A 26,974-nucleotide genomic window follows, 5' to 3' on the forward strand; every position below is an offset into this window, starting at 1 on the left:
GTGACACACCTCAGGCTGCCGAGCGCTCACCATTTCCGTCGTCGACGTCGTGCTGCGACTTGTGTGACAGCAGCCGCTGCCACCACCGGGGCTGCGCGGTCCGTCGGGCCTCCTGGATCTGCCGGAGGGTGACGGGGTCGACGGTGCGGTAGGCGATCTCGGCCTTGATCGACTCGGGGGTCCATTCCATCTCTGGCTCACCTTCTCTGTTCGTGGTGATCCTGAGATTCGTCGTAAGGCGTACCACCGGGCATCGGGTGAACAACCACACCTGCGGGGCCCGGTCCTTACCCGGCGGGGTAAGGGACCCTCACGACGGCCTAAGGCGGGTAAGGGGCCACCTGAGTCCGTGAGGTAAGGCACTGTTCTCGCTGGTAGAGCCGATAAGGGCGGCACCGGACGGCGGAGCGTCCGAGATGCGGGGCGCGGGCCGTGTCGCCCACTGGTCGATCTTCCGGGTCGGGCGCGCATTATTTGATAACCGCGTAACAGTCGAGAATCGATATTCTCAGACTTCACCGACCGGAAGAAATTGTCGAACAATAGAGGTCCAGACCTAATGGGTCAATAGGTCTGGACCAGTCATCCCGCTAGGTGGTGCGCGTGACCAGGTCGATCAGTCCTGCTTGGTCACGGTGAGGAAGCTCGCCCACTGCTTGTCGGCGAAACGCAGCCGCGGGCCGTCCGGATTCTTGGAATCCCGTACCGCCGCACCGGTTACGACAAGGGCGATCTCGACACAGTCGTTGCCGGCGCCACTGTGACTACTCTTGCGCCACAGTGCGCCGGCGGGTTCGGAAACGGTCAATGCCCTACTCCTCTCGTTGACGAGACAACCTTTCGGCCGCCCCAGAGACCAGTTGCAGTGTGTCGTCCGGGCTCAGCGCGGACGCCCGCAAATGGTCGAACATCAACGTATACCTTTGAACGTCAGCCTGCTCCTCGAAGTAGACGCCCCCGGTTGTGGTGTCGACATAGACGACATCCGGGTCGGCCTGTTCCGGGAATCCCAGAATCAGGTAAGGACCCTCCATACTGGAGTGGGCACCCGCGTCGAACGGAACGACTTGGATGGTGACGTTAGGCAGCGCCGCCATGTCACACAACCGAAGCATCTGGTCACGCATCACACCCGTACCGCCGGTCACCCGAAGCAGTACCGCTTCGTCAATGATCGCCCAGTAGTTCGGTGGGTCCGGCACGGTCAGCAGCCGTTGCCGTTCCATCCGCGCGGCCACCCGACGCTCCACCTCGGCCTCGGTCCAACCTGGCCTTATCGACCGGATCACGGCACGGGTGTAGGCCTCGGTCTGCAAAAGACCCGGAACGAGCAGTGACTGAAACGCCCGAAGTGAGGACGCGTCCGTCTCCAGGCCGACGAAGGCGCCGGTGAAAACCTCGTGATAGGCGTGCCACCACCCCTTTTTGCGCGCCTCACGGGACAGTTGGACAAGTGCCTCGAGCTGGTCCGGCGGTACGTTGTAGAGCTGCAGCAGGTCACGGGTGTCGCGCGGGGTCACTCCGGTGTGTCCGGTCTCGATGCGACTGATCTTGGACGCGGAGCATTCGAGCTTCTCGCCGACCTCGTCAATGGTCAACCTGGCGGCCTCGCGCAACCGGCGCAGTTCACTGGCCAGCCGGCGGCGCCGCACCGTCGGGCTCTGCGCTCGCGCCATTTCCCGCTCCCTCTGTCACCCATTCGTGTACTGCAACTTGCAGAATGCCGATTGCAGTCGCAAGCTTCTTCCAGCCGCTTGGCGCGGCAGAAGGTCCAGACGGACACGAGGGACGTGGTGACGGGTGGTCGTCGTGAACAATTCAATCTTCGGCCACCTGGAGTCCTCCCTGAACGGCTACCTCGGTGATCTCACCCGCCGCGGGGAGACCGCGGACTCCGCGACCGCCCTGCGAATCGCGAACTCCGAACTGCCCCGAGTGGTCGCCGCCCTGCAAGGCGTGCTCGACGAGCACAAACCGGACGACCAAGGCCGGTGCCCCAGCTGCCGCAAGCGGGTCTTCGGGCACGCGCCGGCGCCGTGTCGCGCGTACCTCGCCGCGCACCTGTGCCTGCTGGTCACCGAGGACGACCAACCGTACGACTCGAACACCCCCGGGCTCAGCACCCGCTGAGCCACCCAGGCGAGCCGGCCACCCCTCCGGCTCGGACCGGGCGACGCGACAGCCCCAACCCCACGGCCAACCCTTCCCCCGGCCGCTCTTCGCGTCGTTCGGGCCCCATTCCAGCGGGGCCGGGATCGCGCCCCCCGACTGACCCGGTCCCGCTGGATCCCTCCCGAGTGAATGTCATTGCCCCGCAACACGGCCAGCCGCCATGATGGCGAAGGCGGACAGGTGTGGAAAGGACCGTCCGCGGTGCCGACAGTCCGCGCTCCGGCGCGGTGCCGACACGGAGGTGGCCAATGACTGGATCACGGTGTGCCCGGCGGACGATCGGACGTCCCCGCGGCGGCTTCGGCCGCGCGCGACGAGACCAGCCCCGGTTAACCCCACCCCGCTAACTCATCCCCGTCCCGCCCGCGTGTCACGCGTTCCGGGACGGTGTGTCGCGCGTTCCGGGGTCGATCCGTCCACCATCGCTTTGGGGGTCACGTATGTCCACCCTTCGATTCGACGTGCCCGCGTCCTTCGTCGTCTTCCTGGTCAGCGTCCCGCTGTCGCTCGGTGTCGCGGCCGTCGCGGGCGCGCCGCTGATCGCGGGGTTGATCGCCGCTGTCGTCGGCGGGGTCGTCGCCGGAGCCCTTGGCGGGTCCCGGTTCCAGGTCAGCGGGGCCGCCACCGGGCTGCCGGTGGTCGTGGCCGGGCTGGTCGACCAGTTCGGCTGGCCGGCCACCGCGGCCATCACCGCGGCCGCCGGGGTGCTGCAGATCCTGTTCGGGGTGGGCAAGATGGGGCGGCTCGCGCTGTCGCTCTCGCCCGCGGTGGTGCGTGGCATGCTCGCCGGGATCGGGTTGACGATCGTGTTCGGCCAGTTGCACGTGGTTCTGGGTGGTACGGCCGATGGCGAGGTGCTGGTGAACCTCGGCCAGCTGCCGCGGCAGTTGGTCAATCCCGTCTGGGGCGCAGTTCTGGTCGGCGCGGTCACCGTCGCCGTCATGGTGCTGTGGCCGAAAGTGCCACGCGGCAACATGATTCCCGCGCCGCTGGTAGCGGTGGTCGCCGCGACCGCGGTGTCCGCAGTGTCCATGACGGTCGCGATTCCGACAGTCTCCCTGCCGGACAACCCGCTTTCCGGACTGTCACTTCCGCAGATCCCGAGCGGCGGAGTGGCCGCGATCGGACTCGCGGTGCTGACCGTCGCACTGGTCGCGAGCATGGAGTCGGTGCTGTCCGCGGTCGCGATAGACAAGATGCACACCGGGCCGCGCGCGGATCTCGACCGCGAACTGATCGGGCAGGGCGCCGCGAACATCGTGTCCGGCGCACTGGGCGGGTTCCCGATCAGCGGCGGCATCGCGCGTGGGTCGACCAACATCGCCGCGGGCGCGCGCAGCCGGGCGAGCGTGATCCTGCAGGGGATCTGGACGGCGTTGTTCGTGCTGCTGCTGGCCAACGTCCTCGAACTGATCCCGATGGCCGCACTGGCGGGTGTGCTGATCGTGGTCGGCGCCCGGCTCGTACACGCCGGACAGCTGCGGAACCTGAAGCTGCACGGCGAGTTGGCGGTCTACGGCGCGACTGTGCTGGGTGTGGTCGCGTTCGGGCTGCTCGAAGGTGTGGCGATCGGACTCGCGGTGGCGATGGTCCGCGCCCTGTACCGGTTGACGCACACGACCGTGCACGTCAAGCAGTGGCCGGACGGGTGGCGGGTGGACGTCGGCGGTTCACTGGTGTTCCTGGGTGTGGGCAAGCTCGTCCGCGCACTCCGGCAGATCCCGCCGGGGGAACAGGTTTCGCTGCGGCTGCACATCGACTTCATGGACCACGCGGCTTTCGAAGCCATCGACGACTGGCGGGCCGGGTACGAGAACCGCGGCGGCCTCGTCGAAGTGGACGAGGTGCACGACACGTTCTACAGCCGTGCGCGCAAGGGCGAACCCGGTCGGCGTAAGACTGTTCTGCTTCGAACACCCCCGTTCCGGCGGTGGCGGGACTGGCTCCCCGAGCCGCGCAAGCCGGTCGTGGACGGCGCGCTGGAGTACGAACGGATGACCGCGCCGCTGGTCCGGCCGTTCCTCGCGGAACTGGCCGAGCAGGGCCAACGGCCGCAACAGCTGTTCATCACGTGCGCGGACTCGCGGGTCCTGCCGAACCTGATCACGTCGACCGGTCCGGGCGACCAGTTCTGTGTCCGGAACATCGGCAACCTCGTCCCCGTGCACGGTCGGTCCGAAGAGGACAGTTCGGTGGGCGCGGCCATCGAGTTCGCCGTCGACGTGCTGGCGATCCCGACCATCGTGGTGTGCGGCCACTCACACTGCGGCGCGATGAAAGCGGTGCTGGCCGGGTCCAGCGAGCCGGGCTCGCGGCTGCACTCGTGGCTGCGGAACGCCACGTCCAGTCTGGCCCGGGTGGACGGCACGGACGACGTCGAACGCCTCGCCGTGACCAACGTCGTCGAACAGTTGGGGAACCTGCGCACGTATCCGAGCGTGCGACTGGCCGAGCGGCAGGGTCGGCTGCGGCTGGTCGGCATGTACTTCAACCTGTCGGAAGCTCGTGTCTACCTGGTGGACCCGGTAGGTTGCGTGCTGGTGCCACTACAGAGCCTCGAATCGATCGGGTGACTTTCCCGGGCCGGTCGGGGCGCGAGTCCCTGCCGGCCGGGAACGTCCACAAGTGAGCATCGAGCCATGCGGAAGACGATCGCGGCGGTCGCCGTCGCGCTGGCGATGGCCGGCTGCTCGAGCAACGGCAACGGCCAGGCTGGTGGGGACGCGTCGAAGGGCGGCAAGGACGCCTGCGGGCTGCTCACCGACGAGCAGATCAACCAGGCCACCGAGCTCGGGCCCAAGGCGCACGCGCCGATCCCGGACTGGCCGGTGCCCAGCTGCCGCTGGGACCTCAACGGCGAGAACAACTTCGTCAAGATCTACACCGGCGACGCGAAGATGTTCACGGCGCCGCACGGGGAGGAACTGCCCGGCCTGGGGGACAAGGCCGCGTGGGAGCCGGTCGGCGAGAAGGTGCAGGCGACCAAGGGCGGCACGGCGTTCGAACTCTGGATCGTGCTGACCAACCAGAAGGACATGCAGAAGCGGGCCGCGGTGCGGATGGCCAACGACGTGGCGGCCAAGCTCGGCTGGGGCGGCGGCGCCCAGGTACCCACGGGCACCGGTTCGGCCAGCACCACCAGCTCCTCGAAGTCCAGCACCACCGAGACCTCGACGGCCAAGTCGAGCAAGACGTCGGAGACCAAGGAGTCCGAGCCGGACTCCTCGGAGCCCGAGACCAACGAGACCGAGCCGTCGAGCAACTGATCCGCGAACGAGGGGACGAGAACCGGTGCGGAAACAACTGATCACGGCCGCCGGCATCCTGGCCTGCGGGCTCACGCTCGCCGCGTGCAACGACGGCCCGGCGGCGGCCCCGGCCGGATCGACGGGAGCGACGCCGGCGACGAAACCGACCGGCACGTCCGGCCGGAAGACGCCTGGCAAGCCGGTGGAGGTCCCGGTCCGGTTCGTCATACTGATCGACGGCCCAGGCGGCGACCTGGTGATCACGCCACCCAGGTCGGGCTTCACCACCAACGGCAGCGGCAAGGCCTCCGCGTCGGCCGACGCCTCGGAGCCGGCGGATCCGACGCCGGCCGAGGACGACTCGGGCACCAAGCCAACGGAGACCAACCAGACGGGCACCCCGCAGGCCGACACCGAATCGCCCGACCCGTCGGCCTCGGCGGACCCGTCGGACAGTGGCACCGCGAAACCGGACGCCGGCCAGAAGGTGCCGCCCGGCGAGGTCACCCAGTACATCCCGGTGAAGTCGGGCAGTGTGGTGTCCATCGGGGACACCCGGCTGCTGGACGTTCCGACATCGGTGACCGCGGGCGAGCGGGCGACGGTCGCGATCGGCACCAACGCCGACGGCAAGCTGGAGGCCACCGGTTTCCTGGAGAAGGACGGGAAGGTCACCGGCGAGTTCGGCACCAGCAAACTGGTGGACAGCCCGGCCCCGAAGGACGACAAGGCCACGGTGTTCGGCAGCGGGATCGGCCTGGGCACGGACAAGGACCACAAGTCGGTGCACCTGGGTGTCGCGGACAAGGGCTGCCTGAGCGACAAGGAAGTGTCGCCGAAGAACCACGCGGCCTTCCCGGCCACCCCGGGCGACGTGGATCTGGGCTGGTACAGCGACAGCAGCTGCAAAACGGCGATCGGTGACAGCAAGTCGGTGTCGTTGAAAGCGGGTCAGCAGGCGTACGCCTTCGCCTGGTCCAGCAACGCCGGCGACCCCAAACTCGTCTTCATCCCGATCGAGAGGTAACCCGGGGGCGCACCCGCATGTCTCGCGTTCCCGTCCCGGAACGCGCGACACGGGGTCCGGGAACGCGAGACACGCCGGGGGTCATGCGGTCTGGTCGACGACCTCGGCCTCGGGGGCGTTCTTCTTGATCGACTCGATGCCGTTGAGCGCTCCGGCCTTGGACTCGTAGGCCTCGCCCACCGCGATGATCTCGCCGTTGCCGGCCTTCAGGCGGAAGCGGTACTTGTCGGCCGCGTCCTTGTACACCTCGAACTTGCCTGCCATCGCTGAACTCCCTACGTCGGTTGCCCTCGATCGGGGGTCACCGTATCGGGTGAGGGGTGGGCAGGTGCTGCCGGTCCGGCAACAGCACCGGCTCGGGTGGCCGGCGCCGGTCGTAGCCCAGGCCGAACTCCATCCCGACCATGGCCGCGGCCACCACCGGCACCGACAGCCACGACGGGAACGCCACTCCCCTGGGCAGGTAGGTGGGCCGGAACTTGGCGTTGAACAGGTAGAGCGACTCCAGCTGGATCAGCGGGTCCAGGACGTGCAGCGCCCGGTAGCCCACCCGTTCCACCCGGCCGCGTTCGTCGCCCGCGTCCATCAGCGGGCGGAACGCGGCGAAGTTGAGGGAGATCAGGTCGATCGACCGCGACCGCGCGTAGTCGACCAGGTCCACGATCATTCGCTCGTTCAGGCCGTTGGGCCCGTGCCGGTCGCGACGCATCGTGTCCAGCGACAGGGCCGGCCCGATCGGCGCGTACCGCTGGAAGCCGACGACCGCGCCGGCCGAGTCCCGGGCGATCACCAGCACACAGTCCGGGTGGGCCCGGGTCAACAGGCCGTCCAGGATCATCGAGAACCCACGTTCCCGCGACCCGTTCAGCCACCGCGCGGACAGTTCGGCCAGGTCACGGCGAAGCCCCTCCGGGATGTCCCCCTCCCGGACGACGGCCGTGGTCACCCCCATGTTGTGGGTGCGCTGGACGGCTTGCCGGACGTTCCGCATCGAGCGTCCGGACAGTGAGAACTTGTCCACCGGCAGCAGCACCTCGTCGCCGATGCCGACGACGCGCAGCCCGTGCCCTCGCCACAGCGGTTGCAGGTCCGCGCGCACGCCGAGGACGGACACCCGCCAGCCGGCCCGGTCGCAGACCCGGACGAACGAGTCCACGGCGTCGGGGAAACTGCCCGGCTCCCCCACCGGGTCGCCGCCGACGACCGCGACACCCAACAGCACCCGGTACCCGACCGCGGCCCGGCCGTCCGAGCTGAACACGTACGTCTTGTCGTGCCGCAACACGAACGGCGCCAACGTGTCCGACGACGGGTCTTTGACCAGTTCACCGACGCGGAGTCGGGTGCACACGTCCGCGGGCGGCGGTGGCGCCGCGGGAGCGAGGAGCACGACCAAAGCCACGCTCACGCCGAGCAGCGTCAGGGACCCTATGTCGACGCGTAGCTCCTCGCGGCCTTGAAGTAACGCGTCGTACAGAACACCTATCCCGAGCACCGCCAGACCGCTGAGCGCGGCGATCCTGATCCGCGCGGGCCGCGGCACGGCCGGGAACTCCGCGCGCCGCACGGCGAGCACGACCCCGCACGCCACCAGGAGCAGCGCGAGCAGACTGCGGCCGGCCATCAGCACGCCGAGGCCCGCCACGCCCAACGCCACCCAGTACGCGGTCTGACGTCGGCGCAGCAGGCCGTGCGCCAGCACCAGCAGGGCCACCGCGAACAGGCCGCCGTGCATCCGGCCGTACGGGCCATGGCTGAGCAGGTGCGCCGCGGGTCGCACCCAGCCAGGGAGGGCGACCCGCAGCGCCGTCAGCGCCGCCACGACCGCGAAGCCGGCGGTGACCAGGCCGAACGGCCAAACCCGTCGCTTGGCCCGCAGGTCAGGCGTCCACTTCGGAGCGGTCCGCTCCCCAGAGGGTGTGGAAGCTCCCTTCGCGGTCCGTCCGCCGGTAGGTGTGCGCACCGAAGAAGTCTCGCAAACCCTGGATCAACGCCGCCGGGAGGCGGTTGGATCGGAGCGCGTCGTAGTACGCGAGCGCCGACGAGAAGCCCGGGACCGGGACGTTCGCCTGCACCGCGGTCACGACCACCCGGCGCCACGCGTCCACAGCGTTCTCCACCGCGGCCCGGAAGTAGTCGTCCACCAGCAGGGACGGCACGTCCGGCGCCTTCTCGTACGCCTCGCGGATGCGGTTGAGGAACACCGCACGGATGATGCAGCCGCCACGCCAGATGGTCGCCATCGCGCCCAGGTCGATGTCCCAGTCGTACTGTTCGCTCGCGGCGCGCATCTGGTCGAAGCCCTGGGCGTACGCGACGACCTTGGACGCGTACAGCGCCTCACGGACGTCGTCCACCAGCGTGTCCGGCACGGTCACGGACACGTCGGCCGTCGACTCAAGGGCGGCACGCTGGTCGACCCGGGACGACAGGGACCGCGCGAACACGGCCTCCGCGATGCCCGTGACCGGAATGCCCAGTTCCAGCGCCTCCTGCACGGTCCAGCGACCGGTGCCCTTCTGCTCGGCGCGGTCCTCGACGACGTCCACGAACGGCTTGCCGGTGGCCGCGTCGACGTGCCCGAGCACCTCGGCGGTGATCTCCACCAGGTACGACTCCAGGTCGCCGGAGTTCCAGGTCCGGAACACCTCGGCGATCTGGGCGGGGGTCATGCCGCCGGCGCGACGCAGCAGGTCGTACGACTCCGCGATGAGCTGCATGTCCGCGTACTCGATGCCGTTGTGCACCATCTTCACGAAGTGGCCGGCGCCGTCCGGGCCGACGTGCACACAGCACGGCTGGCCGTCGACGTTCGCCGCGATCGACTCCAGCACCGGGCCGAGGTGCTTGTAGGACTCCGGCGACCCGCCCGGCATGATGCTCGGCCCGTTGAGCGCGCCTTCCTCACCACCGGAGATGCCCGCGCCGACAAAGTGCAGGCCACGTTCACGCAGCGCGGCCTCGCGGCGGCGGGTGTCCACGAAGTGCGCGTTGCCGCCGTCGATGACCATGTCACCGGGTTCCATCAGGTCGGCCAGCTCGTCGATGACCGCGTCGGTCGGCGCGCCCGCCTTGACCATGATGATCACCTGACGTGGCTGCTGCAGGGACGCGACCAGGTCGGCCATGGTCTCGGCGGGCACGAACTCGCCTTCCTGCCCGTGCTGCTCGACCAGAGCCTTTGTCTTCGCGAAGGACCTGTTGTGCACAGCGACCTTGTACCCATGGCGGGCGAGGTTGCGCGCCAGGTTGCTGCCCATCACCGCGAGGCCGGTCACCGCGATGCGGGCCGTGCCGTCCGTGCTGTTCGCCATGTGTACCAGCCTGCCGTATCGGTTCTCGTATGGCTCAGAGGTATGTACCACACGAGCCTAACTGCCGCGAGAAACCGCCGTTGGACGTGTTCGTCCAGTTAGGAAGGCGATTCGCCTGTTGCGCCTCGCTTGCGTGTGACCAGCGACAGTAGTGCTCGTACCCGGTCGGGGAGGAGGTGGAAATCCATGAAGGAGCTCACCTTTGACGTCGAAGACCTGCGCCTTGACGACATTGCCGTGACGTCGATGCGCGACGCCGTCGCCCTGCCGGAGTCGGCCGCTTCCAGCTCGTGCAACTCGTGCTCGTGTGGCAGTTCGTCGTGTTGCTGCTGCCAGCAGGAGCTGCCCCCGCAACTCGCCTGAAGGAGATCGCCATGAAGGACCTCACGTTCGACATCGACGACCTGCGCCTGGACGACCTGGCCGTGACCTCGATGCGGGACGCCGTCGCGATCCCCGAGTCAGGCGCGTCCAATGTCGGATCTTCGTGTTCATGTGGCAGCTCGTCCTGCTGCTGCTGCCAGCACCCCACCAAAGACCCGGTGATCATCCCGCCGAACTGGGCATGAATCTCGCCGTCCGGTGGCGCCCGCGGTGCCACCGGACCCGATACCTGGGAGCAGTGATGTTCGTCGCACCGTTCGCGCTGGTCCGGTCGGCCGCCCTGGCCCATCCGGCACCGGTCGTGGGGACGTTCCGCGACAGTCTCCGCTCCCTGGTCATCCTTCAGTCCACTGTAGACGAACTGGGTCGTGAGCTGACCGACGCGCTGCACGACAGTGCCGTCGGACACCCCGCTGACTTCCACCGCCGAGTCGTGCTGCCGCTCCGCCGTGACGTCCACAATGGACGTGACCCGAAGCCGGCCGACTACGGCACCCTGCCGGACCGGGTCCCCCAGCTGCGGCCATGGCTCGCGGCACGTGCCCAACTGAGCGCCGCCGCTGAGGCCGTTGTAGCCGCGTGGCCGGACGCGTTGGCCGCGGAACGGGCCGTACTCGCCGAACTCTGTGCCAGCGAGCCGCTTCGCCGCGCGGCCGTCCTTACCGGCCGCGACCTCGTGCACGGCCTGGAACGGACCGCGCGCGGCGCCGCCGACCGGAAGGCCCGCAAGGCCGAGCCCACAATCCTGCGGTACGCGCTGCGGGCGACGTCGAAGACCAGCCCGTTGTCCTGGTACACGTACGTGGGTTGGGGCCGTTGGGACGACGTCGACGACGTCCAGTGGGGCGAACCGGAAGCGCACACCGACGTCAACCACTCGCTCCTGGCCCGCGTTGCCGCGCGGTTGCTGCAGGAGCACCGCGACACGCTGCCGCACCGGCTTGCGCCTGGGTTACGCGAGCACGACGGCCGGTTCTCGTTCCGCCGGGACGTCCCGGTGGAGGAGGCCAAGCGCGCGTACGTCAGCAAGGAGGAGTCGGTCGACGTCGCCGCGAACGGTCCGCTGCGGTTCCTCGTCGCGTCCGTTGGCGAAGGCGCCACTCCGGCCGAGCTGACCAACGCCTTGGCCGCACGTTTGCCCGCCGACCAGGCGGGTGCCGCCGCGAAGTACGTGACCACGATCCTGGACGCCGGCCTGCTGGTGCCGATCGCGCCGGTCGACCCGCAGCACCTGGATGCCGCGCAGGCCCTCGCCACGCGGTTCGACAACAAGGGACTGGCCGCCCTCGCGGAGCAGACCAAGCAGTTCGCCCGGCTGGACGCGGCCGCGCGGGTGACAGCAGTCGCCCAGCTCGACGCCGGGTGGCGGGAACTGGGTGTGGACACCACCGGTGTGACGCCGGTGGCGGAGGACGTCGTCCTACCTGGCGTGGCGCGGTTGGGTCCCGCGCACGGCCGGGCCGCCACCGGCACGCTGGCCCGGCTCACCCCGCTGATGATGGCGTTCGACCGGCAGCTGCTGATCCGCCGGCTGACCCGGGACCAGTTCGTCCGCCGGTACGGGCGGGGCGGCCGCGCGCACCCCGCCGACTGCGCCGAGCTGATCACGTCCGCCCTGGTCGAAGCCCTGGTCGGGACCGAAAGCGAGACCAGCGCCGAGGTCAGCACGATCCGGGCCAAGCTCGCCGGCATGCTCGGCGGGTCCACGGGCGACCGGGAGATCACCGACGACATGGTCGACACCGCCGAAACACTGTTGCCGCAGTGGATGAAGGCGCGCCCGGTGTCGTTCTCGTGGTTCGTCCAGCCACTGGCGGACGGGCTCGTGGTGAACCACGCGTACGCCGGGTTCGGCCGGTTCACCAGCCGTTTCCTGAACCGGTTGCCGGCCGAGGCGCACGCGGACGTGCGCGACTACCTGGCTGGGATCTTCCCGGCCGGGTTCGTCCAGTACCGGCCGGTCGGCGGCTTCAACCCGAACCTGCACCCGATGCTGACCACCACCGAGATCAGCGACGACATGCACTGGGCCGACCTCACCCTGGACGACCTGACCGTGCGGCACGACGTGACCACCGACGAGATCCGGCTGGTCGACCGGACCGGACAGTCGGTGGACGTGCTGTACCTCGGTTTCCTGATGCCGTTGATGCTGCCGGACCGGGTGACCGCGCTCTACACGGACCTGTCCTGCGGCTGGGCCGACCTCAGTGATCTGAGGTCCATAGTGGACCGTGGCGGCGTGCTCGAAAAGGGCCGGCTGCGTTACCGTGACGTGGTTCTGGAGCGTCGGTCCTGGGACTTCACGGGGGCCCAGGGCGACCGGCTGCGGACCGACTTCGCCGTCGGGGACGTCACGAACGCGTTGACGGCCGCGCGACTGCGGGCCCGGTACGGACTGCCTGAGCACGTCTTCGTCGGCGCCGGCGGGAGCATCTCGTCCATGGCGGACTTCGAGCAGCGACTGAACGCGCCGAAGCCGCAGTACGTCGACTTCGGCAACGCCCTGCATACCCGTTGCGCGCAACGGGTTTTCACCCGGCACACCGGTGACATCCAGGTCACCGAGGCGCTGCCGGTACCGGCCGGCCGGGTGGTCGAGCTGGTCGCGGAAACCTGGTGGAGGGGACAGTGATGACCAACAGCACGACCGACGTCATCTGCTACTACCACGACCCGGTCAAGGGGCCGTTGATCCGGCACGCCGTGCTGCCCGCGCTCGCCGCCGCGACCCGGCTCGGCGCCACCGGACACCTGGAACGGCACTGGCTGCACGGCCCGCACGTGCGGATCCGGCTGGACGGGCCGAGGGCCGCCGCCGAGGCCGCGGCCGAGGTGCTGCGGACGTACGTCGCCGACAATCCCTCCACAGTGGACATACCCAGGTCCGAACTGCTGGCCCAGGCCGAACGCAACGGGCTGGCCGAACTCATCCTGCCGCCGTACGAGCCGTTGTACCCCAACAACACCGTCCGGATCGAGCCGACCGACACCAGCCGGCTGAACGACATCCTGGGCTCGGACATCCTGGTCGACCTCCGCCGGACCGGCCTGCGCCTCGGCGTCGACGCGGTCCGCGAGTCGCTGGACGCGATCGCGGACACCACCCAGGAACGGGTCCAGCTGACCGTGACCGCGATGGCCGTGCACGCCAGCCGGTACCCGCCCGGCCTGGGCAACGGCTACCACTCGTTCCTGTCCCACCTGGAGGACTTCCTGTTGGCCAGCGACCCGGACGGGACCATCCGGGCGCGGTTCGACCGGATCTGGGAACGCAACAGCGACCAGGTGGTCGAAGCCGTCGAGCGGGTCGCCGCCGGGCACCCCACCAACCAGCTGGAGGCGGCCTGGCAGCACTGGACCATCGGGATGCGGCTGGCCGGCGAGGACGCCTACGACTGGGGCTACCTGAAGGCGGCGGTCAACCCGCGGCACGGCCAGATCGCTTACCAGACCGGCGATCCGGCCACCATCCAGCGGTACAACGCGGCCGAGCGGACGAAGTTCAGCGACTACCACACCCAGCTGTGGGAGGTCGACCTGGACCACCCGCTGGTCAAGCGTCCGCTCACGGTCTACCGGTTCGCCACCAACGTGCTGTACCAGCTGCTCGCGATCTGTGACGTGACACCGATGGAGCGCTACCTCGCGGCCGACCTGATGACCCGGGCCACCCAGCGGATCACCGGTGTCGCCTGGTCGGACCACCTGGCCGGCATGGAAAGGAAGTGAGGCACCGATGCTGGTGCGTCTCCGGCCGGTCGTGCACGCCTCGCCGACCCCGACCGGCCTGCACGTCCGGGGCTGGGCGTCGAGCTTCACGCTGACCGGCGGCAAGGGTCTGTGGACGGTCTGGCAGCGGATCGCGGTGTCGCTGGCCGACGGCGTCCCGCCGGCGGACCTGGTCGCCCCGGCGGGCGCGCCACCCGCGGTCGCCAAAGCGCTGGCGATGATCGTCGAACAGTTGCGCGCACACGACATGCTCGTCACCGTCGACCCGGACTGGGCCGGTCCGGCGGACGAGATCCGCACCTGGCTGGAGTCGGTCGCGCCGAACCCGGCGGAGACGTGGACGCGGCTACAGGCCAGCGAGATCACCATCACTGGTCCGAGCCCGCTGGCCGACTATGCCCTGCGCGCGATCACCTCCACGGGACTCGCGGCTTCGGTGGTCGCGGGCGAGGACCTCGTTCTGACCGCAGGTGACTTCGCGGTGGCCGCGGGGGCTTCGGACACTGTCGGGTTCGTTGTGCATCCAGGGACCTACGAGGACGCCGTCACGGACGCCAAGGCGGTCGCCCGCCGACTGGACATCCGGCCGGCCGAACCGCCGGACGTGCTCGCCGCACTGGTCGGCTCGGCCGCCGCGCATCGACTGCTGTGCGCGGTCGGCGGGCTGCCCGACCCCTCTGCGGAGTTCATCGTGCATTCCGAGGACGAACTGCCGCCGGTGGTCCCGCATCTCGGAGTGCTGGTCGCCCGGATCGACCCGTTCCGGGCGACCTATCACCCGTGGTTGTCGCCCGCGCGGACGTCACTGCCGCTGGAACCGTTGCGCGCCTTGGACGTTCTGGCGGACGCCGAGCTCGGGCCGGTACCTGAGCCGTCGATGGACCTGCCGCAGGTCCCGGCGAACCTCGCGGTCTGCGGGACGTCCCTCGGCATCGGCACGACCGCCGACGCGGCCCGGCTGGACGCGGTCGTCCGTGAACTGGGCGAGGCGATCGACCTGACCCAGTCGCACGGTGACACGTTGCGAACGGCCGTCCGGCGGCGACGTCTCGACGGCACCATACTGTCCGAAGTGGACTGGGCGGATGACCCGACCGCGCGACGCTGGTGGAAGGCGCTGACCCTGCGGTTCGGCGTCCCGGCCACGATCGAGGTGACCCGGCTCGCGGAACACGCCGTGTACGCCGAGATCCGCGCCGGCGAACGAGTTCTGTCGTGGGCGATCGAGGCGACACCCGCGGACGCCGTCGCCTTCGCCGCGTTGGCCGCGACCGGCGCCGAACAGGCGAGGCAGGCCGGGGTGGACGTGCCCGACGAGCCGTTCCACCTGAACGGCGCAGCGCCTTCAATGACCCACTCCGACACTTCCTGGGTGACCCGTGACTGGCACTGGCCCGCGGACGTCCGCGACCGCGAACCGGCTTTGCAGGCCGAACTGATGAGGTTGGTGGAACGATGATCGAGGTACTGACCGACTACACGCTCGATGAGCTGGAAGACGTCCAGCAGCCCGTCGTCCCGATGGGCCACGACGGCTCCCTGATGATGTTCCACGACCCCGACCGGCCCGCGTTCGGCCAGATCAAGTGGGCGAGCCGGCGGTGGCTGCCGCCGCGGGACGACCGCGACCAGGTGCTCGCCGCCAACGGGTTCAAACTGGTCCAACCATGATCCGGTCGTACACCCTGGTCGATCTGGCCACAGTGGACGGGCCGGCGGTGCCCGTGCGGCACGACGGCGCGCTCGTCCTGCTGGGGCCGGCCGTCGGGGGTGTGTGCGTGAGCTGCGCGGAGCACACACGGCTCGCCACACTCGGGCCGGGTGTCCCGCGTGGCAACTCGCACATGCGGCTCGGCGGGCTGCCGACACCGGCCATGCGGCCGTTGCTGGACAAGCTGATCGCCGAGATCACGGCCTCGCCGTCGAGCTACCGGGAGACGGTCGTGGCGGTACGGACCGACCTCGGAACCGTCACCCACCACCGGGTCCGTCCTCGGCCGGGTGGCTGCTCGACGTGCAACCCGCTGCCGGAGGACTTCGCCGCGGACGCGCCCAGCGCGCCCGTCTCCCCGGGTTCCTTGCGGGGGGACAATCCGTTGGCGGCCGGCCTGCGGGAGGAGTTGCTGGACATCAGGCACGGGCCGGTCGCCGGGGTGTTCCGGACCGGTCACCTGCCACTGGCCGTGGTGAGCGCGGAACTCGTCGGGGACCACGTCCCGCGCGAGGCCGGGTACGGGCGGACGATGGATTTCGCGGACGCGGAACGGGTCGCGTTGTTCGAGTCGGTGGAACGCCACAACGGCATGCGGCCGCAGCGGACCGGCACGTTCATCGAGGCGTCGTTCACCGAACTCGGCCCGGACCGGGCGGTCGACCCGGCCGGTCTCGGCCGCTACGACCCCGAGCACATCGACCACCCGGGGTTCGGCCTCACTCCGTACCGGCCGCACACCCGGCTGCGCTGGGTGCAGGGCTGGTCGTTCACCCGGCAACAGCCCGTCGCGGTGCCGAAGAACGTGGCGTACTGGGGTGCCGGTGGCGGCCCGCAGGTCATCGCCGAGACGTCCAACGGCTGCGGACTGGGCAACAGCCTCGCCGAAGCCGTGCTGCACGGGTTGTTCGAGGTCGCCGAGCGGGACGCGTTCCTGATGGCTTGGTACGCGAGGACCCCGTTGAACCGGCTCCGGGTACCCGAGGGGGACCTGCCCCATCTGGTCGACCGCCTGGCGGCCATCGGCTACGAGCTGATGTTCTTCGACGCCACCAACGACCTCGGCATCCCGGCCGTGATCAGCGTCGCCCGCTACCAGGGGACGAGTCCCGACGCCCCGCGGATCTTCTACGCGGCGGGCGCACATCCAGATCCCGCGCGCGCCATGCGGTCCGCGGCCGCCGAGGTGGTCGTGGACGTGGAGTCCATGGTGGACAGAGTCGCCGCCGACCCGGTGACGTACTCGCGGGACCGGCTGCTGCGGCTGCTGGAGTCGCCGGAACTGATCCGGACGATGGCCGAGCACGTCATGGTCAACGCGCTGCCCGAGGCCGCTGACCGGCACGAGTTCCTGTTCGGGCAGCCCACTGTCGCCCTGCCTGAAGTGGACGCTCACGAGTTCACGGATCTCCGCGATCTGCTCGACGACTACGTGGCCCGGTTCTGCCGGCTGAAGCTGGAGATCGTCGCGGTCGACCAGTCCGACCCGGTGACCGCGGCCCGGCTCGGACTGTACTCGGCGAAGGTGATCGTCCCCGGCACATTGCCGATGACGTTCGGCCACCTGCACCGGCGCACCCGCGGGCTACCCAGGCTGCTCGAAGTGCCGCAGAAACTCGGCCGGATCAGGACCCAGCTCGCCTACGAATCCCTTGCCCTACAACCACATCCCTTCCCATGAACGGCCTGGCGGCGGCCTACACCCACGGCCCTGGCAAGGTTATCAGCGTCGGCCCCACGCCGGTGCCGGTCCCTGTGCCGGGTCCCCGGCTGCCGTTGCCGAACAACCTGGTGGGCCGGTTGCTGGTGGATGTCCTGTCGCCGCAACGATGGGAGCCGTGGAACCAGTACAACGACCACCGCGCTTATCCGTCGCCGCGCGCGGCCTATCTGGTGGATGTCGACGTCGTCGTGGCCGGACGGCGGTGGCCGGTCGATCCCGTCCGGCGGGCGACCGTCGGCGCGTCGGCGCCTTCGTTGGACGGGCCGGTTCGTCTTGAGTTCATCCGGCGCACGGACCGGTTGTCCAGTGGGTACGGGTCGTTCGCCGACGCGCTCGTGGAGCTGGAGGTCGGCCACCTGACGTCGGCATTGGTCTCCCGAGCGCAAGCGTTGGGACTGCTGGCAACCACGGACGCCGATGGTGTTTCCGTTGCCCCAGGCGGAGTTGCGCGGCCGTGGACCACTGTTCGACGAAGTTCCGGAGTCGGGCCGCGTGGGTTGGGCGCCGACCCGCGACCGCTTCCCCACGCGGCGTTGGAGACTTTCGTCGCGGCCACCAAGGATGCTGACCCCGCGTTGCGCCTGTGGTTGGTGACGCGGAACGTTGTCGGTGTGCCCGATGGCCTGATGGACGAAGTGCAGCGGTACCACGGGCATCCGCAGGCGGTCATCGATCTGGCCGCGATGAACCTCGCGCTGATGGTCACCGCGGACATCCCCGCGCATCAGGACTCGTATTGGGCGTTGTTGCGCGCCGCCGGCGCTTTGGGACAACGGGTGTGCGACGCGGCCGCGTCGGTGGGGATGTTCTGCCGGCCGCTGCGCAGTTTCGACGACGTCGGGCTGGAGGCGGCGCTGGGGGCGCCTGTCTCGCACAGCCTGCTGTACGTGCTGGTGGCGGCGCGACCGCGGGCCACCGGTTTCTCGTACGACCTCACACCGCTGGAGTCGACATGACGTGGACCAGCCTGCATTGCCGACTGTCCTGGCAGCCCGAACACGTGGACGAGTTCATTGTCGCCCAACTGGTTCCGCTGCTGCGCGACCACGAATGGTTCTTCGTGCGGTACTGGGAGACCGGTCCACACCTGCGGATCCGCATCCGCGGCGAGGTGGACGTCGCCGCACGACTGCGTGACCTGATCGCCGCCCAGGACTATCCGGTGCAGGAGATCGACCCGGAGAAGTTCTACGCCAGCATCGGTGCGGCCAGCACGGCGTGGCTGCCCCACGGCGACGTCCGGGAAGTGCCGTACGAGCCGGAAACCGAACGCTACGGCGGCCGGTCAGCCGTGCCGGCCGCGGAGAACCTGTTCTGCCGCAGCACCGAGGTGGCCATCGCCGTCCTGAAGTCCACGTCCTCGGTGAGCGCGCGGCTGACCGCCGCCATGCAACTGGCCATGGCCACCACCCAGGCGCTTGGCCTGTCCCGGGCTGAGGCGGCGTCCTGGTTGCGGTTGATGGGCAACAGCTGGCGGTTCACCCAGGAACCCGCCGCCCCGCCGACGGTCGAGTCGCACGTCGCCGCCCATCAGGTGTTGGAACGGCACGGCAAGGAGTTGGCCGCGCGATGGGACCAGGAGCCGTCCGGCGCGACCGCCTACTGGCTCGCCGAGGTCCGCGCCTCCAAAGTGACGATGGCACGGGTGGTGGCGTCCCAGTTGCACATGCTGTTCAACCGGATCGGCGTCGGCTCGGACCAGGAGCGGATCGTGTGCTGGGTGGTCGCGGCCACCGCGCTGGCCGACGGGGTCGCCGAGTTCCACGGCGACGACCTGGACCTGAAGTACATGGAGGCCAGCAAGTTCCTGCCCGGCTTCCACTCCCAGCACCCGCTGCACAAACCGCGCCACAACGGCCCCAGGCAGCCGGGCATCCCGCTGCCCGAGCCGCAGGTGCTGCTGAACAGGCTGGTGAAGGTGCTGGTGGCCAGGGAGACCGGCCGCGGCGCGCAACTGGCCGGCCATCTGTACACAAAGGACCTTTCGACGCTGCTGTGGACGGCTCAGGGCGCCATCGGCTTCCGGCGGCCGTATCCCAGCGCCGGCGCCAAGTACGCGGCCCGGATCCGGGTGATCGCGCTGAACATCCCCGGCCTGTATCCCGGATGCTACGACGCCGACGAGGAGTCCCGCACCTTGCAGTGGGCGGCGCCGTGCCCGTCGGTGGAGGATCTGGAGACCACGTCGATGTGGCTCGGGCCGGAGACGACGCCGTTGGCCGAAACCCCTGCCGTGCTGGCGCTTTACGTCCGGCTTGGCGTGCTGCGGGAGACCTACGGCCTGCGGGGACTGCGGTTCGCGTTCATGGAAGCCGGGCACCTCGCCCAGAACCTCGGCCTGGTGGCCGCCGCGATGGGCCTCAACCTCGGCCTGATCGGCGGGATCTACGACGACCTCGCGCACGACCTGCTCAACCTGGACGGCGTGAACGACACGCTCGCGTACCTGATGCCGGTGGCGAGACTGGCCGCCTACGACAACCAGCAACAAGGCCCCCGGACGTTCTAGCGATAGGGCAGATGGCCAACGTGGTATCCGTGTTCGGCGATGAGGGCGACGAACCGGTCCGTCGCGACCAGCACGGCGCCGTCGTCCGCGTCGCGCACGACATGAGCGTCCTCGGGCAGGGGGATGAACCGTGTCACCGAGCGCAGGCGGACGGGACCCAGCTTTCGGTACTCGGACGCGTCGGCGTCGATGATCGGCAGGCGCCGCAGCGTCCGGGCCACGGCGAACTCGCGGGCGCCGTCCTCAAGGACGAGGCGCACCGGAACGAACTCGACGTCATCGCCGAGAGTCTCCTTCTGCTCCGCCACGAAACGGGGCGAGAACAGGGGAATCGCCTTGCTGGTCGTCTGGAGGTAGTCCGGTGCGACCTGGTCGAACCGCCGCGTTGTGGTGTCGATGTGGAACTCGATCGGTGCGATGGGCCGCTCCGCGGCCATGTCGCCGTGCAGGAAGGCGACAATGGCGGTCTCCGCGGCCAGTGCCCGGGTGTCCTGGCCGCCGCGCAGGGCGGCGTTCGAGGCGGCCACACCTTCCCGCAGGGCGATCCACCGTTCGCCGAGCGCCGTGGGTTCCAACAACCTGTGTGCTGTCACTGCCCGACGATCCGCAACAGTCCTTCTTGGACAACAGTGGCGATCAGCCGGCCGTCCTGGGCGAAGAACCTGCCCGTGGCCATCCCGCGCGCACCCGAGGCGCTCGGGGACTCGCAGTCGTACAGCACCCATTCGTCGGCCCGGAACGGACGGTGGAACCACATGGCGTGGTCCAGGGACGCGCCGATCACCTTGTCCGTCCACCAGTAGACGCCGTGCCGGGCCAGGGGCGCGTCCAGCAGGGTCATGTCCGAGGCATAGGCCAGCACGCAGACGTGCAGCAACGGGTCGTCCGCGAGTTTCCCGTCCGCGCGCATCCACACCTGGTTGCGGGCCTCACGCGGGCCCGTGTCCCGGGAGATCCAGGGCGGTTCGGTCACGTACCGGATGTCGATCGGCCGGGGCATGGACCGGAACGGCTCCAGCTTCTCCCCCGCCTTGGCCACCAGGTCCAGGTACGTGGGCAGGTCGTCCGGGCCGGGCACGTCCGGCATCGGGTCGGCGTGCTCCAGGCCCGGTTCAACCACCTGGAAGGACGCCGACAGCGAGAAAATGGCCTTGCCGCGTTGGATCGCGACCACCCGGCGGGTGGTGAACGACCGGCCGTCGCGGATCCGGTCCACCTCGTAGACGATCGGGATGCTGGGGTCGCCGCCGCGGATGAAGTAGGCGTGCAGGGAATGCACGTGCCGTTCGGGCGGGACGGTCCGGCCCGCCGCGATCAGGGCCTGGCCGGCGACCTGCCCGCCGAACACCCGGATCGGGCGGTCGGCGGGACTGACCCCGCGGAAGATGTTGTCCTCGATCACCTCGAGGTCGAGCAGGGCGACCAGGCGGTCCAACATCGGCTGCCCGGCCGCACCGGGATCCGCCGCCGCGGCCCGCGCGACCTCCGTCATGTGCTGCTCCTACGCGTGGTCTTCCTCGCCCAACCGGTGAACTCGGATGAGGTTAGTCGACCCGACCGTCCCGGGTGGCGACCCTGCGACGATCACCACCAGATCGCCCGGCTGGTAGCGGCCGATGGACAGCATCGAGATGTCCACCTGGCGGACCATCTGGTCGGTGGACTCGACCCGGGGGACCAGGAACGTCTCGGTGCCCCAGGTGAGCGCCAACTGGCTGCGCACGTCCTGTTCGGGCGTGAACGCCAGCAGCGGCAGGTGCGTGTGCAGCCGGGCCAGGCGACGGACCGTGTCCCCGGACTGGGTGAACGCGACGAGGGCCTTGGCGTTGAGCCGCTCGCCGATGTCGCGGGCCGCGTAGGACAGCACACCGCGCTTGGTCCGCGGCACGTGCGTGAGCGGCGGCACCACCACCGACTCGGTCTCCACCGCCTCCACGATCCGGCTCATCGTCTGGACCGACTCGATCGGGTACCGGCCCACGCTGGTCTCGCCGGACAGCATGACCGCGTCGGCGCCGTCGAGCACCGCGTTGGCCACGTCGGACGCCTCGGCGCGGGTCGGCCGGGAGTTGTTGATCATCGAGTCGAGCATCTGGGTGGCCACGATCACCGGCTTGGCGTTCTCCCTGGCGATCTGGATCGCCCGCTTCTGCACCAGCGGCACCTGCTCCAGCGGCAGCTCCACGCCCAGGTCACCGCGGGCGACCATGACGCCGTCGAACGCCAGCACGACGGCTTCCAGGTTGTCCACCGCCTCCGGCTTCTCCAGCTTGGCGATCACCGGCAGCCGGCCCCGGCCGACCCGGTCCATCACCTGGTGCACCAGGTCGATGTCGGCCGGCGACCGGACGAACGACAGCGCGATGAAGTCCACGCCCAACTGGAGCGCGAACTCCAGGTCCTCGATGTCCTTCTCGCTCATCGCCGGCACGGACACGTCCATACCGGGCAGCGACAGGCCCTTGTTGTTGCTGACCGGGCCGCCCTCGGTGACCTCGCAGACCACGTCCTGGCCCTCGATCGCGGTGACCACCAGGCCGACCTTGCCGTCGTCGACCAGCAGCCGGTCCCCCGCCTTGGCGTCCCTGGCCAGGCCCTCGTACGTGGTGGAGACGCGGTCGTGGGTGCCGACGACGTTGTCGACGGTGATCCGGACGGTCTCCCCGGTACGCCACTCGACCGGACCGGCGGCGAACGTGCCGAGGCGGATCTTCGGCCCCTGCAGGTCGCCCATGATCCCGACGGCGTGGCCCGTCTGGTCAGAGGCAGCGCGGACCAGGTCGTACACCTGCTTGTGGTCGCTGTGGCTGCCGTGGCTGAAATTCATTCTCGCGACATCCATACCCGCCTCTACGAGCTCCAGGACTCGTTCCGGGGTCGATGTCGCGGGCCCCAGGGTACAGACGATCTTTGCGCGTCGGCTCACATTGCCGCAGCCTAGCCCTTGGAGCTGAACCGATCCTGAACTACCCACCGGTAATTTGCCAACGTGGAACCGTATCGTGAAATACGCCAGGTCAGGGCGCGTTGGGTGGTGCGCCGCGGTCGGCCGCGACCGGCTTCTCCGGTGCGTTCAGCCTGATCAGGTACCCCCAGACCCCTTCCCGGTCGGCCAACCGTGAGTCCACTTCGTCCCGTGGCTCCCGGATCACCCAGCCGTTCGGCCAGATCGACAGGCTGCGGTCGGTGTCCACTCGCACCCGGCCACCGTCCAACATGGCCGTGGCGGCGAACCACGCCTCGGTGAAGTCGACGTTCCCGGCGAACCGGGACGCCCGCATGTCGCCGTTGCGGGTGAAGTACGCGCCCCGGAAGCTGCAGTGCGCCGCGAAGTACGCGCCGAGCGCCTCCACCTGGCCGTTGAACCGCACGCCGTTGAACATCGCGTCCTTGGCGAACGCGGCGCCGCTGAAGTCCGCGTCGCCGGCGAACCAGGCGCCCGGGAACTCCGCCCGGCCGACGAACATCACCGTCCGGAAATGCCCGGCACTGTTGAACGCGACCTGGGTGAAGTCGGCCGTCCCGGCGAACACGGCCTTGCCGAACAACGCGGGCGCGGTGAACTTCGAACCGACGAACTCGACGTCCCCGGCGAACCCGGCGCCGACGAAGTCGGCACTGCCGGCGAACCAGACACCCCTCAGGTCGGCGCGGCGGCTGACGAACCGCGCGTTGCCGAACTTCACGTCCGCGCCGAACTGCGTGCCGCTCAGCGAGATGTCGCCGGCGAAGTGGGCCCGCTCGAACGACGCCGCCCGGACCCGACAGCCGACCAGCGTGAAGTCGATCAGGGTGGCGCCGGCCAGGTCCAGGTCGACGTCCGGCCAGAACGTGTCCTCGTCGGTCGGCTTGAGGTGGGTGGCCAGCATCCGCTGCGCGGCCAGCCGGACACCGCGTTCGGCGACGTCACCGACGCTGTCCCCGGCCTGCTCGGGCGGGGCGTACGGCATCCGCAGGTACGAGCAGACGACGTTCACGATCGTCTGCCGGTACTGCTTGTCGACCTGCGCGAGCCGTTCCAACGCGTACAGGCCGGCCAGCCGGACCGGGGCCTTGTCAGAGCCGAGCTGGTCCGCGGCCCGCGCGTACGCGTCCGCCCCACGGCGCTCGTCGGCGTCGTGTTCCTTCGCGTTGGCGGCGTTCTCCACCCGCCAGAAATGCCGCCCGAGCAGGAGTAACCCCATCGCCCCGGCGGTCAGCGCGCCGACCAGCACGGCGGAGCGGGTGATCTCCGAGACCGTGTTGTCGGGCGACGCCATCAGCAGGACGGCCAGCGCGATGGCGGCCGCGCCGAACACCGGCGCGGTGATCAACGCAGCCATCCGCCACCAGGACCATGGGGTGCGTTCCATGTCGTGATGCTCTCTCAGCGACGCGGTGTTCACCAATTCGGGTGTAGCCACTATGCGGAGCGGACGCTGACACCGACGTGGTCACGGGCCCATTCGTTGAGCGTCCGCACGTCCCGCCACGCCTTGCGGACCCGGTCGAAGCACTTGCGTTCGTGCAGGAAGTCGCCGGGTTCCCAGACCCGGACCGCGTACAGCGACTTGTGCTTGAGCAGGTCGATCCGCGGGTGGTCCGCGTCGTACCCCTTGGGCCTGGTCTTCAGCTGGTCGCCGCGGATGTCCCAGCCGCCTTTGCGCAGCTTGGCGACGGTCTGTTCGAGGACGGTGCCGTGGATGTCCTCGGCGATCGCCGTCCGGAACCGGGCGACCTGGTCGGACTCCAGGTGGAAGCAGCCGCCGCCGACCCGCAGCCCGGCCGGGCTGACCTCCACGTAGTACGCGCCGCCGCCGCGGCCCTGCTCGATCACGCCGCCACAGTTGGTCTTGTACGGCGTCTTGTCCTTGGCGAACCGGACGTCCCGGTACGGCCGGAACACCTTGGCCGAGCCGAAGTCGCCGCCGAACTCGGCGGCCAGTTCGGCGAGCAACGCCTCCATCGGCGCCCGGACGTCTACGTTGTACACATCGCGGTTGTCGTCCCAGTACGCCTTGGTGTTGTCGGCTTCCAACCCGTCGTAGAAGTCGATCGCGTGCTCGCCGAATCCCTCGAACCTCACCCGGGGCAGCTTATTACCCGGCCGGTTCCCGCCACATCGGGTACATCTTGGCCCGGGTGCCGGGTCCGAACGGGGTGCCGATGTGCTCGAACCCGAGCCGCAGGTAGAGCGAGGTGCTCGTGGTCGAGCTGGCTTCGAGGTAGGCCGGCAGGCCCAGCTCGTCCAGCCGGGCCAGGTTCATCTTGAGCAGCTCGCCGCCGACGCCGGAGCGCTGGTGGTCCGGGTGCACGCCGATGAACTGCAGGTGCCGGTGGGTCCCCCGGGTCGGGTGGTGCTCGGCCATCTGCCCGGCGAGGGTGCCGAACAGGTCGGCCTCCTCCTGGGTGAGCATGTCGAACCGGGCCATGAAATCGCCCTCGTCGTCGTCCTCGTCGACGCTGGGGAACCAGACCGTGCAGGCGGTCCCGCTCTCGGTGAGGTAGATGGCCCCGCCGGTCTCCAGCGCGATCGCCGAGAATGTCTCGAAGAACAACGGCTGCACCTGCGCGCGACGCGTCCTGTCCGGGAACAGCCACGTGCTGATCGGATCCCGCTGGAACGCGGCACCCAGCAGGATCCCGACCTCCTTGAGATCGTCCGTACCGGCTTCGCGGATCATCGAACTCCCCCGACTTTGGCGTAGGTCTCCGGCTTCCGCGCGCGCAGGACCGCACTCCGCGCGTAACCCGCCAGCGCGGCGACCACCAGCAGTCCCGGCAGGAGCCACCGCAACACGGAGTCGGGGCCCGTGCCGACCAGCCGGTCGAAGTTGACGATGATCAGCACCAGCAACGCGACCAGCAGCAGGGCGGCGAGCGCGGGCGCGACCGTCCGCTGCCACACGGTCTCGTTGCCGGCCCGCCGACGGAAGAAGCCGAGCACGGACAACGACACCATGGCCATGATCCAGACCACGCCGGTGGACGCGGTGGTGCCCAGCCACGTGAACAGCTGCAGGATCGGGTCCGCGCCGGCGAAGGCGAACCCGAGGACCACGATCAGCGCGACCGCGGACTGGGCGAGCGACCCGGCGACCGGCGCGCCGGTCTTCCGGTTGGTCCGGCCGAGCATGTCCGGCAGCACCCCTTCCCGGCCCAGCGCGAAGAAGTAGCGGGCGACCGCGTTGTGGAAGCTGAGCAGGCAGGCGAACTGGCTGGTGAGGAACAGGATGTTGACGACGTCGGTGAACACCGTGCCCAGGTGCTGGCTGCTCAGCCCGAACCACAGCGCCGGCCCCTGCTGCTGGGTCTGCGCGACGACCTGGTCGGGGCCTGTCCCGACGGCCATCGCCAACGCGGACACCGCGTACAGCACCGCCGTCACGCCGACCGCGACATAGGTGGCCATCGCGATGGTTCGGCTGGGGTTGCGGGTTTCCTCGCCGTACGTCGCCGCGCCCTCGAATCCGGTGAACGCCGCGACAGAGAACGCGAACACAGCGCCGACACCGGCGACGAACAGGTTCGACGGGTTCATCGGCGCCAGTTCGTGACCACCGGGCGCCGCCGGGTTGCTCAACAGCGCCACGTCGATGATCACGATGACCGCGCATTCCAGCAACAAAAGGACACCGAGCACACGGGCGTTGATGTCCACTCGCAACGCGCCGAGCACACCGACGATCACGAGCATCGCGACCGCCCACAGCCACCACGGGCTGGTCGTGCCGGTCTTCTCCTGGATGTAGTTCGCGACCGACCATCCGAACAGGCCGTACACACTGATCTGGATCGCGTTGTACGCCAGCAGCGCCACGAACGACACCGAGATGCCCGCGCCTCTTGAGATCCCGTTCGCCACATAGGGATAGAACGCACCGGCGTTGGTGATATGTCGGCTCATCGCGGCGTAGCCGACGGTGAACAGCAGGAGTACCGGTGCCAACAGGACAAATGACAGTGGTACACCAATGATCCCGGTCACCGCGTACGTGGTGGACACCCCGCCGGCGATGGCGATCAGCGGGCCGGATGCGGCGACCACGAAGGAGACTATCTGCGTGGCACCCAGGCGTGGCCTGGCGAGACTGCGCGTGAAGCTCGGTGCTTCGGTCACCATGATTCTGTTGTCCTCCTGCGGAGCGGTCCCGAGGGTCGCGCGGCAGTATAGG

General features: G+C 69.3%; 26 protein-coding genes. 13 read left to right on the forward strand and 13 right to left on the reverse strand.

The features are described 5' to 3' along the window. Positions 1-10: 10 nt before the first annotated feature. The 3 genes from EV192_RS26230 to EV192_RS26240 form a co-directional block, all read right to left on the reverse strand. Positions 11-190, reverse strand: coding sequence for a hypothetical protein (locus EV192_RS26230; RefSeq protein WP_132119957.1), 180 nt, complete (start codon positions 188-190; stop codon positions 11-13). A 426-nt stretch (positions 191-616) separates the two neighbouring features. Further along, on the reverse strand, positions 617-808 hold the full coding sequence (locus EV192_RS26235; protein ID WP_132119959.1) for a DUF397 domain-containing protein: 192 nt from the start codon (positions 806-808) through the stop codon (positions 617-619). Between the two features lie 4 nt (positions 809-812). Further along, positions 813-1,676, reverse strand: coding sequence for a helix-turn-helix domain-containing protein (locus tag EV192_RS26240; protein WP_132119961.1), 864 nt, complete (start codon positions 1,674-1,676; stop codon positions 813-815). Between the two features lie 133 nt (positions 1,677-1,809). Here EV192_RS26240 and EV192_RS26245 point away from each other — a divergent pair, with 133 nt between their 5' ends. The 4 genes from EV192_RS26245 (at position 1,810) to EV192_RS26260 (ending at position 6,447) form a co-directional block, all read left to right on the forward strand. Continuing rightward, complete coding sequence (locus EV192_RS26245; RefSeq protein ID WP_132119962.1) at positions 1,810-2,130, forward strand: hypothetical protein; 321 nt, start codon at positions 1,810-1,812, stop codon at positions 2,128-2,130. Positions 2,131-2,612: 482 nt separating this feature from the next. Beyond that, on the forward strand, positions 2,613-4,745 hold the full coding sequence (locus EV192_RS26250; protein WP_132119964.1) for a SulP family inorganic anion transporter: 2,133 nt from the start codon (positions 2,613-2,615) through the stop codon (positions 4,743-4,745). 66 nt (positions 4,746-4,811) lie between these two features. Further along, positions 4,812-5,438 carry a DUF3558 domain-containing protein gene (locus EV192_RS26255; protein ID WP_132119966.1) on the forward strand — a complete coding sequence of 209 codons (627 nt, stop codon included), beginning with the start codon at positions 4,812-4,814 and terminating at the stop codon, positions 5,436-5,438. 25 nt (positions 5,439-5,463) lie between these two features. Further along, positions 5,464-6,447 carry a hypothetical protein gene (locus EV192_RS26260; RefSeq protein ID WP_132119968.1) on the forward strand — a complete coding sequence of 328 codons (984 nt, stop codon included), beginning with the start codon at positions 5,464-5,466 and terminating at the stop codon, positions 6,445-6,447. A gap of 81 nt (positions 6,448-6,528) precedes the next feature. On the opposite strand, the gene EV192_RS26265 is transcribed toward EV192_RS26260, so the two are convergent. Genes EV192_RS26265 through gndA form a run of 3 tightly spaced genes read right to left on the reverse strand, consistent with a single transcriptional unit; the run spans position 6,529 to position 9,761 of the window. Continuing rightward, positions 6,529-6,711: a YegP family protein gene (locus EV192_RS26265; protein ID WP_132119970.1), complete on the reverse strand. Its 183-nt coding sequence runs from the start codon at positions 6,709-6,711 to the stop codon at positions 6,529-6,531. 37 nt (positions 6,712-6,748) lie between these two features. Further along, a complete protein-coding gene (locus EV192_RS26270; RefSeq protein WP_132119972.1) occupies positions 6,749-8,410 on the reverse strand; it encodes a bifunctional lysylphosphatidylglycerol flippase/synthetase MprF in 1,662 nt (553 codons plus the stop codon). Next, on the reverse strand, positions 8,328-9,761 hold the full coding sequence (gene gndA / locus EV192_RS26275) for an NADP-dependent phosphogluconate dehydrogenase (RefSeq protein WP_165960617.1): 1,434 nt from the start codon (positions 9,759-9,761) through the stop codon (positions 8,328-8,330). The genes EV192_RS26270 and gndA overlap by 83 nt, the downstream gene beginning before the upstream one ends. Positions 9,762-9,947: 186 nt before the next feature. Here gndA and EV192_RS26280 point away from each other — a divergent pair, with 186 nt between their 5' ends. From EV192_RS26280 to EV192_RS26320, 9 genes are read left to right on the forward strand one after another with little or no spacing between them, the layout of a single operon-like run. Then, positions 9,948-10,124 (forward strand): thiazolylpeptide-type bacteriocin, encoded by a 177-nt coding sequence (locus tag EV192_RS26280; RefSeq protein ID WP_132119974.1) that lies wholly within the window; start codon positions 9,948-9,950, stop codon positions 10,122-10,124. 11 nt (positions 10,125-10,135) lie between these two features. Beyond that, positions 10,136-10,330 carry a thiazolylpeptide-type bacteriocin gene (locus tag EV192_RS26285; protein ID WP_132119976.1) on the forward strand — a complete coding sequence of 65 codons (195 nt, stop codon included), beginning with the start codon at positions 10,136-10,138 and terminating at the stop codon, positions 10,328-10,330. 56 nt (positions 10,331-10,386) lie between these two features. Then, a complete protein-coding gene (locus tag EV192_RS26290; protein WP_165960618.1) occupies positions 10,387-12,780 on the forward strand; it encodes a lantibiotic dehydratase in 2,394 nt (797 codons plus the stop codon). Next, on the forward strand, positions 12,780-13,877 hold the full coding sequence (locus tag EV192_RS26295) for a lantibiotic dehydratase C-terminal domain-containing protein (RefSeq protein ID WP_132119980.1): 1,098 nt from the start codon (positions 12,780-12,782) through the stop codon (positions 13,875-13,877). Before EV192_RS26290 ends, EV192_RS26295 begins: the two co-directional genes overlap by 1 nt. Before the next feature lie 7 nt (positions 13,878-13,884). After that, a complete protein-coding gene (locus EV192_RS26300; protein ID WP_132119982.1) occupies positions 13,885-15,336 on the forward strand; it encodes a hypothetical protein in 1,452 nt (483 codons plus the stop codon). Further along, on the forward strand, positions 15,333-15,548 hold the full coding sequence (locus EV192_RS26305; protein ID WP_132119984.1) for a hypothetical protein: 216 nt from the start codon (positions 15,333-15,335) through the stop codon (positions 15,546-15,548). Before EV192_RS26300 ends, EV192_RS26305 begins: the two co-directional genes overlap by 4 nt. Next, entirely contained in the window at positions 15,545-17,269 is a 1,725-nt protein-coding gene (locus EV192_RS26310) for a YcaO-like family protein (RefSeq protein WP_132119986.1), read from the forward strand. The genes EV192_RS26305 and EV192_RS26310 overlap by 4 nt, the downstream gene beginning before the upstream one ends. Next, positions 17,266-18,267, forward strand: a complete 1,002-nt coding sequence (locus tag EV192_RS26315; RefSeq protein WP_132119988.1) for a nitroreductase family protein — start codon at positions 17,266-17,268, stop codon at positions 18,265-18,267. Before EV192_RS26310 ends, EV192_RS26315 begins: the two co-directional genes overlap by 4 nt. Next, on the forward strand, positions 18,264-19,820 hold the full coding sequence (locus EV192_RS26320; RefSeq protein ID WP_132119990.1) for a thiopeptide-type bacteriocin biosynthesis protein: 1,557 nt from the start codon (positions 18,264-18,266) through the stop codon (positions 19,818-19,820). The genes EV192_RS26315 and EV192_RS26320 overlap by 4 nt, the downstream gene beginning before the upstream one ends. On the opposite strand, the gene EV192_RS26325 is transcribed toward EV192_RS26320, so the two are convergent. The 7 genes from EV192_RS26325 to EV192_RS26355 form a co-directional block, all read right to left on the reverse strand. Further along, a complete protein-coding gene (locus EV192_RS26325) occupies positions 19,817-20,413 on the reverse strand; it encodes a hypothetical protein (protein WP_132119992.1) in 597 nt (198 codons plus the stop codon). The genes EV192_RS26320 and EV192_RS26325 overlap by 4 nt on opposite strands. After that, positions 20,410-21,312 (reverse strand): acyl-CoA thioesterase II, encoded by a 903-nt coding sequence (tesB, locus tag EV192_RS26330; RefSeq protein ID WP_132119994.1) that lies wholly within the window; start codon positions 21,310-21,312, stop codon positions 20,410-20,412. The genes EV192_RS26325 and tesB overlap by 4 nt, the downstream gene beginning before the upstream one ends. A 9-nt stretch (positions 21,313-21,321) precedes the next feature. After that, entirely contained in the window at positions 21,322-22,746 is a 1,425-nt protein-coding gene (gene pyk, locus EV192_RS26335; RefSeq protein ID WP_132119996.1) for a pyruvate kinase, read from the reverse strand. A gap of 91 nt (positions 22,747-22,837) precedes the next feature. Further along, positions 22,838-24,172 carry a pentapeptide repeat-containing protein gene (locus tag EV192_RS26340; protein ID WP_132119998.1) on the reverse strand — a complete coding sequence of 445 codons (1,335 nt, stop codon included), beginning with the start codon at positions 24,170-24,172 and terminating at the stop codon, positions 22,838-22,840. Between the two features lie 50 nt (positions 24,173-24,222). Then, positions 24,223-24,885 carry a DUF2461 domain-containing protein gene (locus EV192_RS26345; RefSeq protein WP_132120000.1) on the reverse strand — a complete coding sequence of 221 codons (663 nt, stop codon included), beginning with the start codon at positions 24,883-24,885 and terminating at the stop codon, positions 24,223-24,225. A 13-nt stretch (positions 24,886-24,898) separates the two neighbouring features. Then, on the reverse strand, positions 24,899-25,483 hold the full coding sequence (locus EV192_RS26350; RefSeq protein ID WP_132120002.1) for a GNAT family N-acetyltransferase: 585 nt from the start codon (positions 25,481-25,483) through the stop codon (positions 24,899-24,901). Continuing rightward, a complete protein-coding gene (locus EV192_RS26355) occupies positions 25,480-26,922 on the reverse strand; it encodes an APC family permease (RefSeq protein ID WP_132120004.1) in 1,443 nt (480 codons plus the stop codon). Before EV192_RS26355 ends, EV192_RS26350 begins: the two co-directional genes overlap by 4 nt. Positions 26,923-26,974 lie beyond the last annotated feature (52 nt).

The organism is Actinocrispum wychmicini (assembly GCF_004345645.1).
Classification (GTDB): Bacteria; Actinomycetota; Actinomycetes; order Mycobacteriales; family Pseudonocardiaceae; genus Kibdelosporangium; species Kibdelosporangium wychmicini.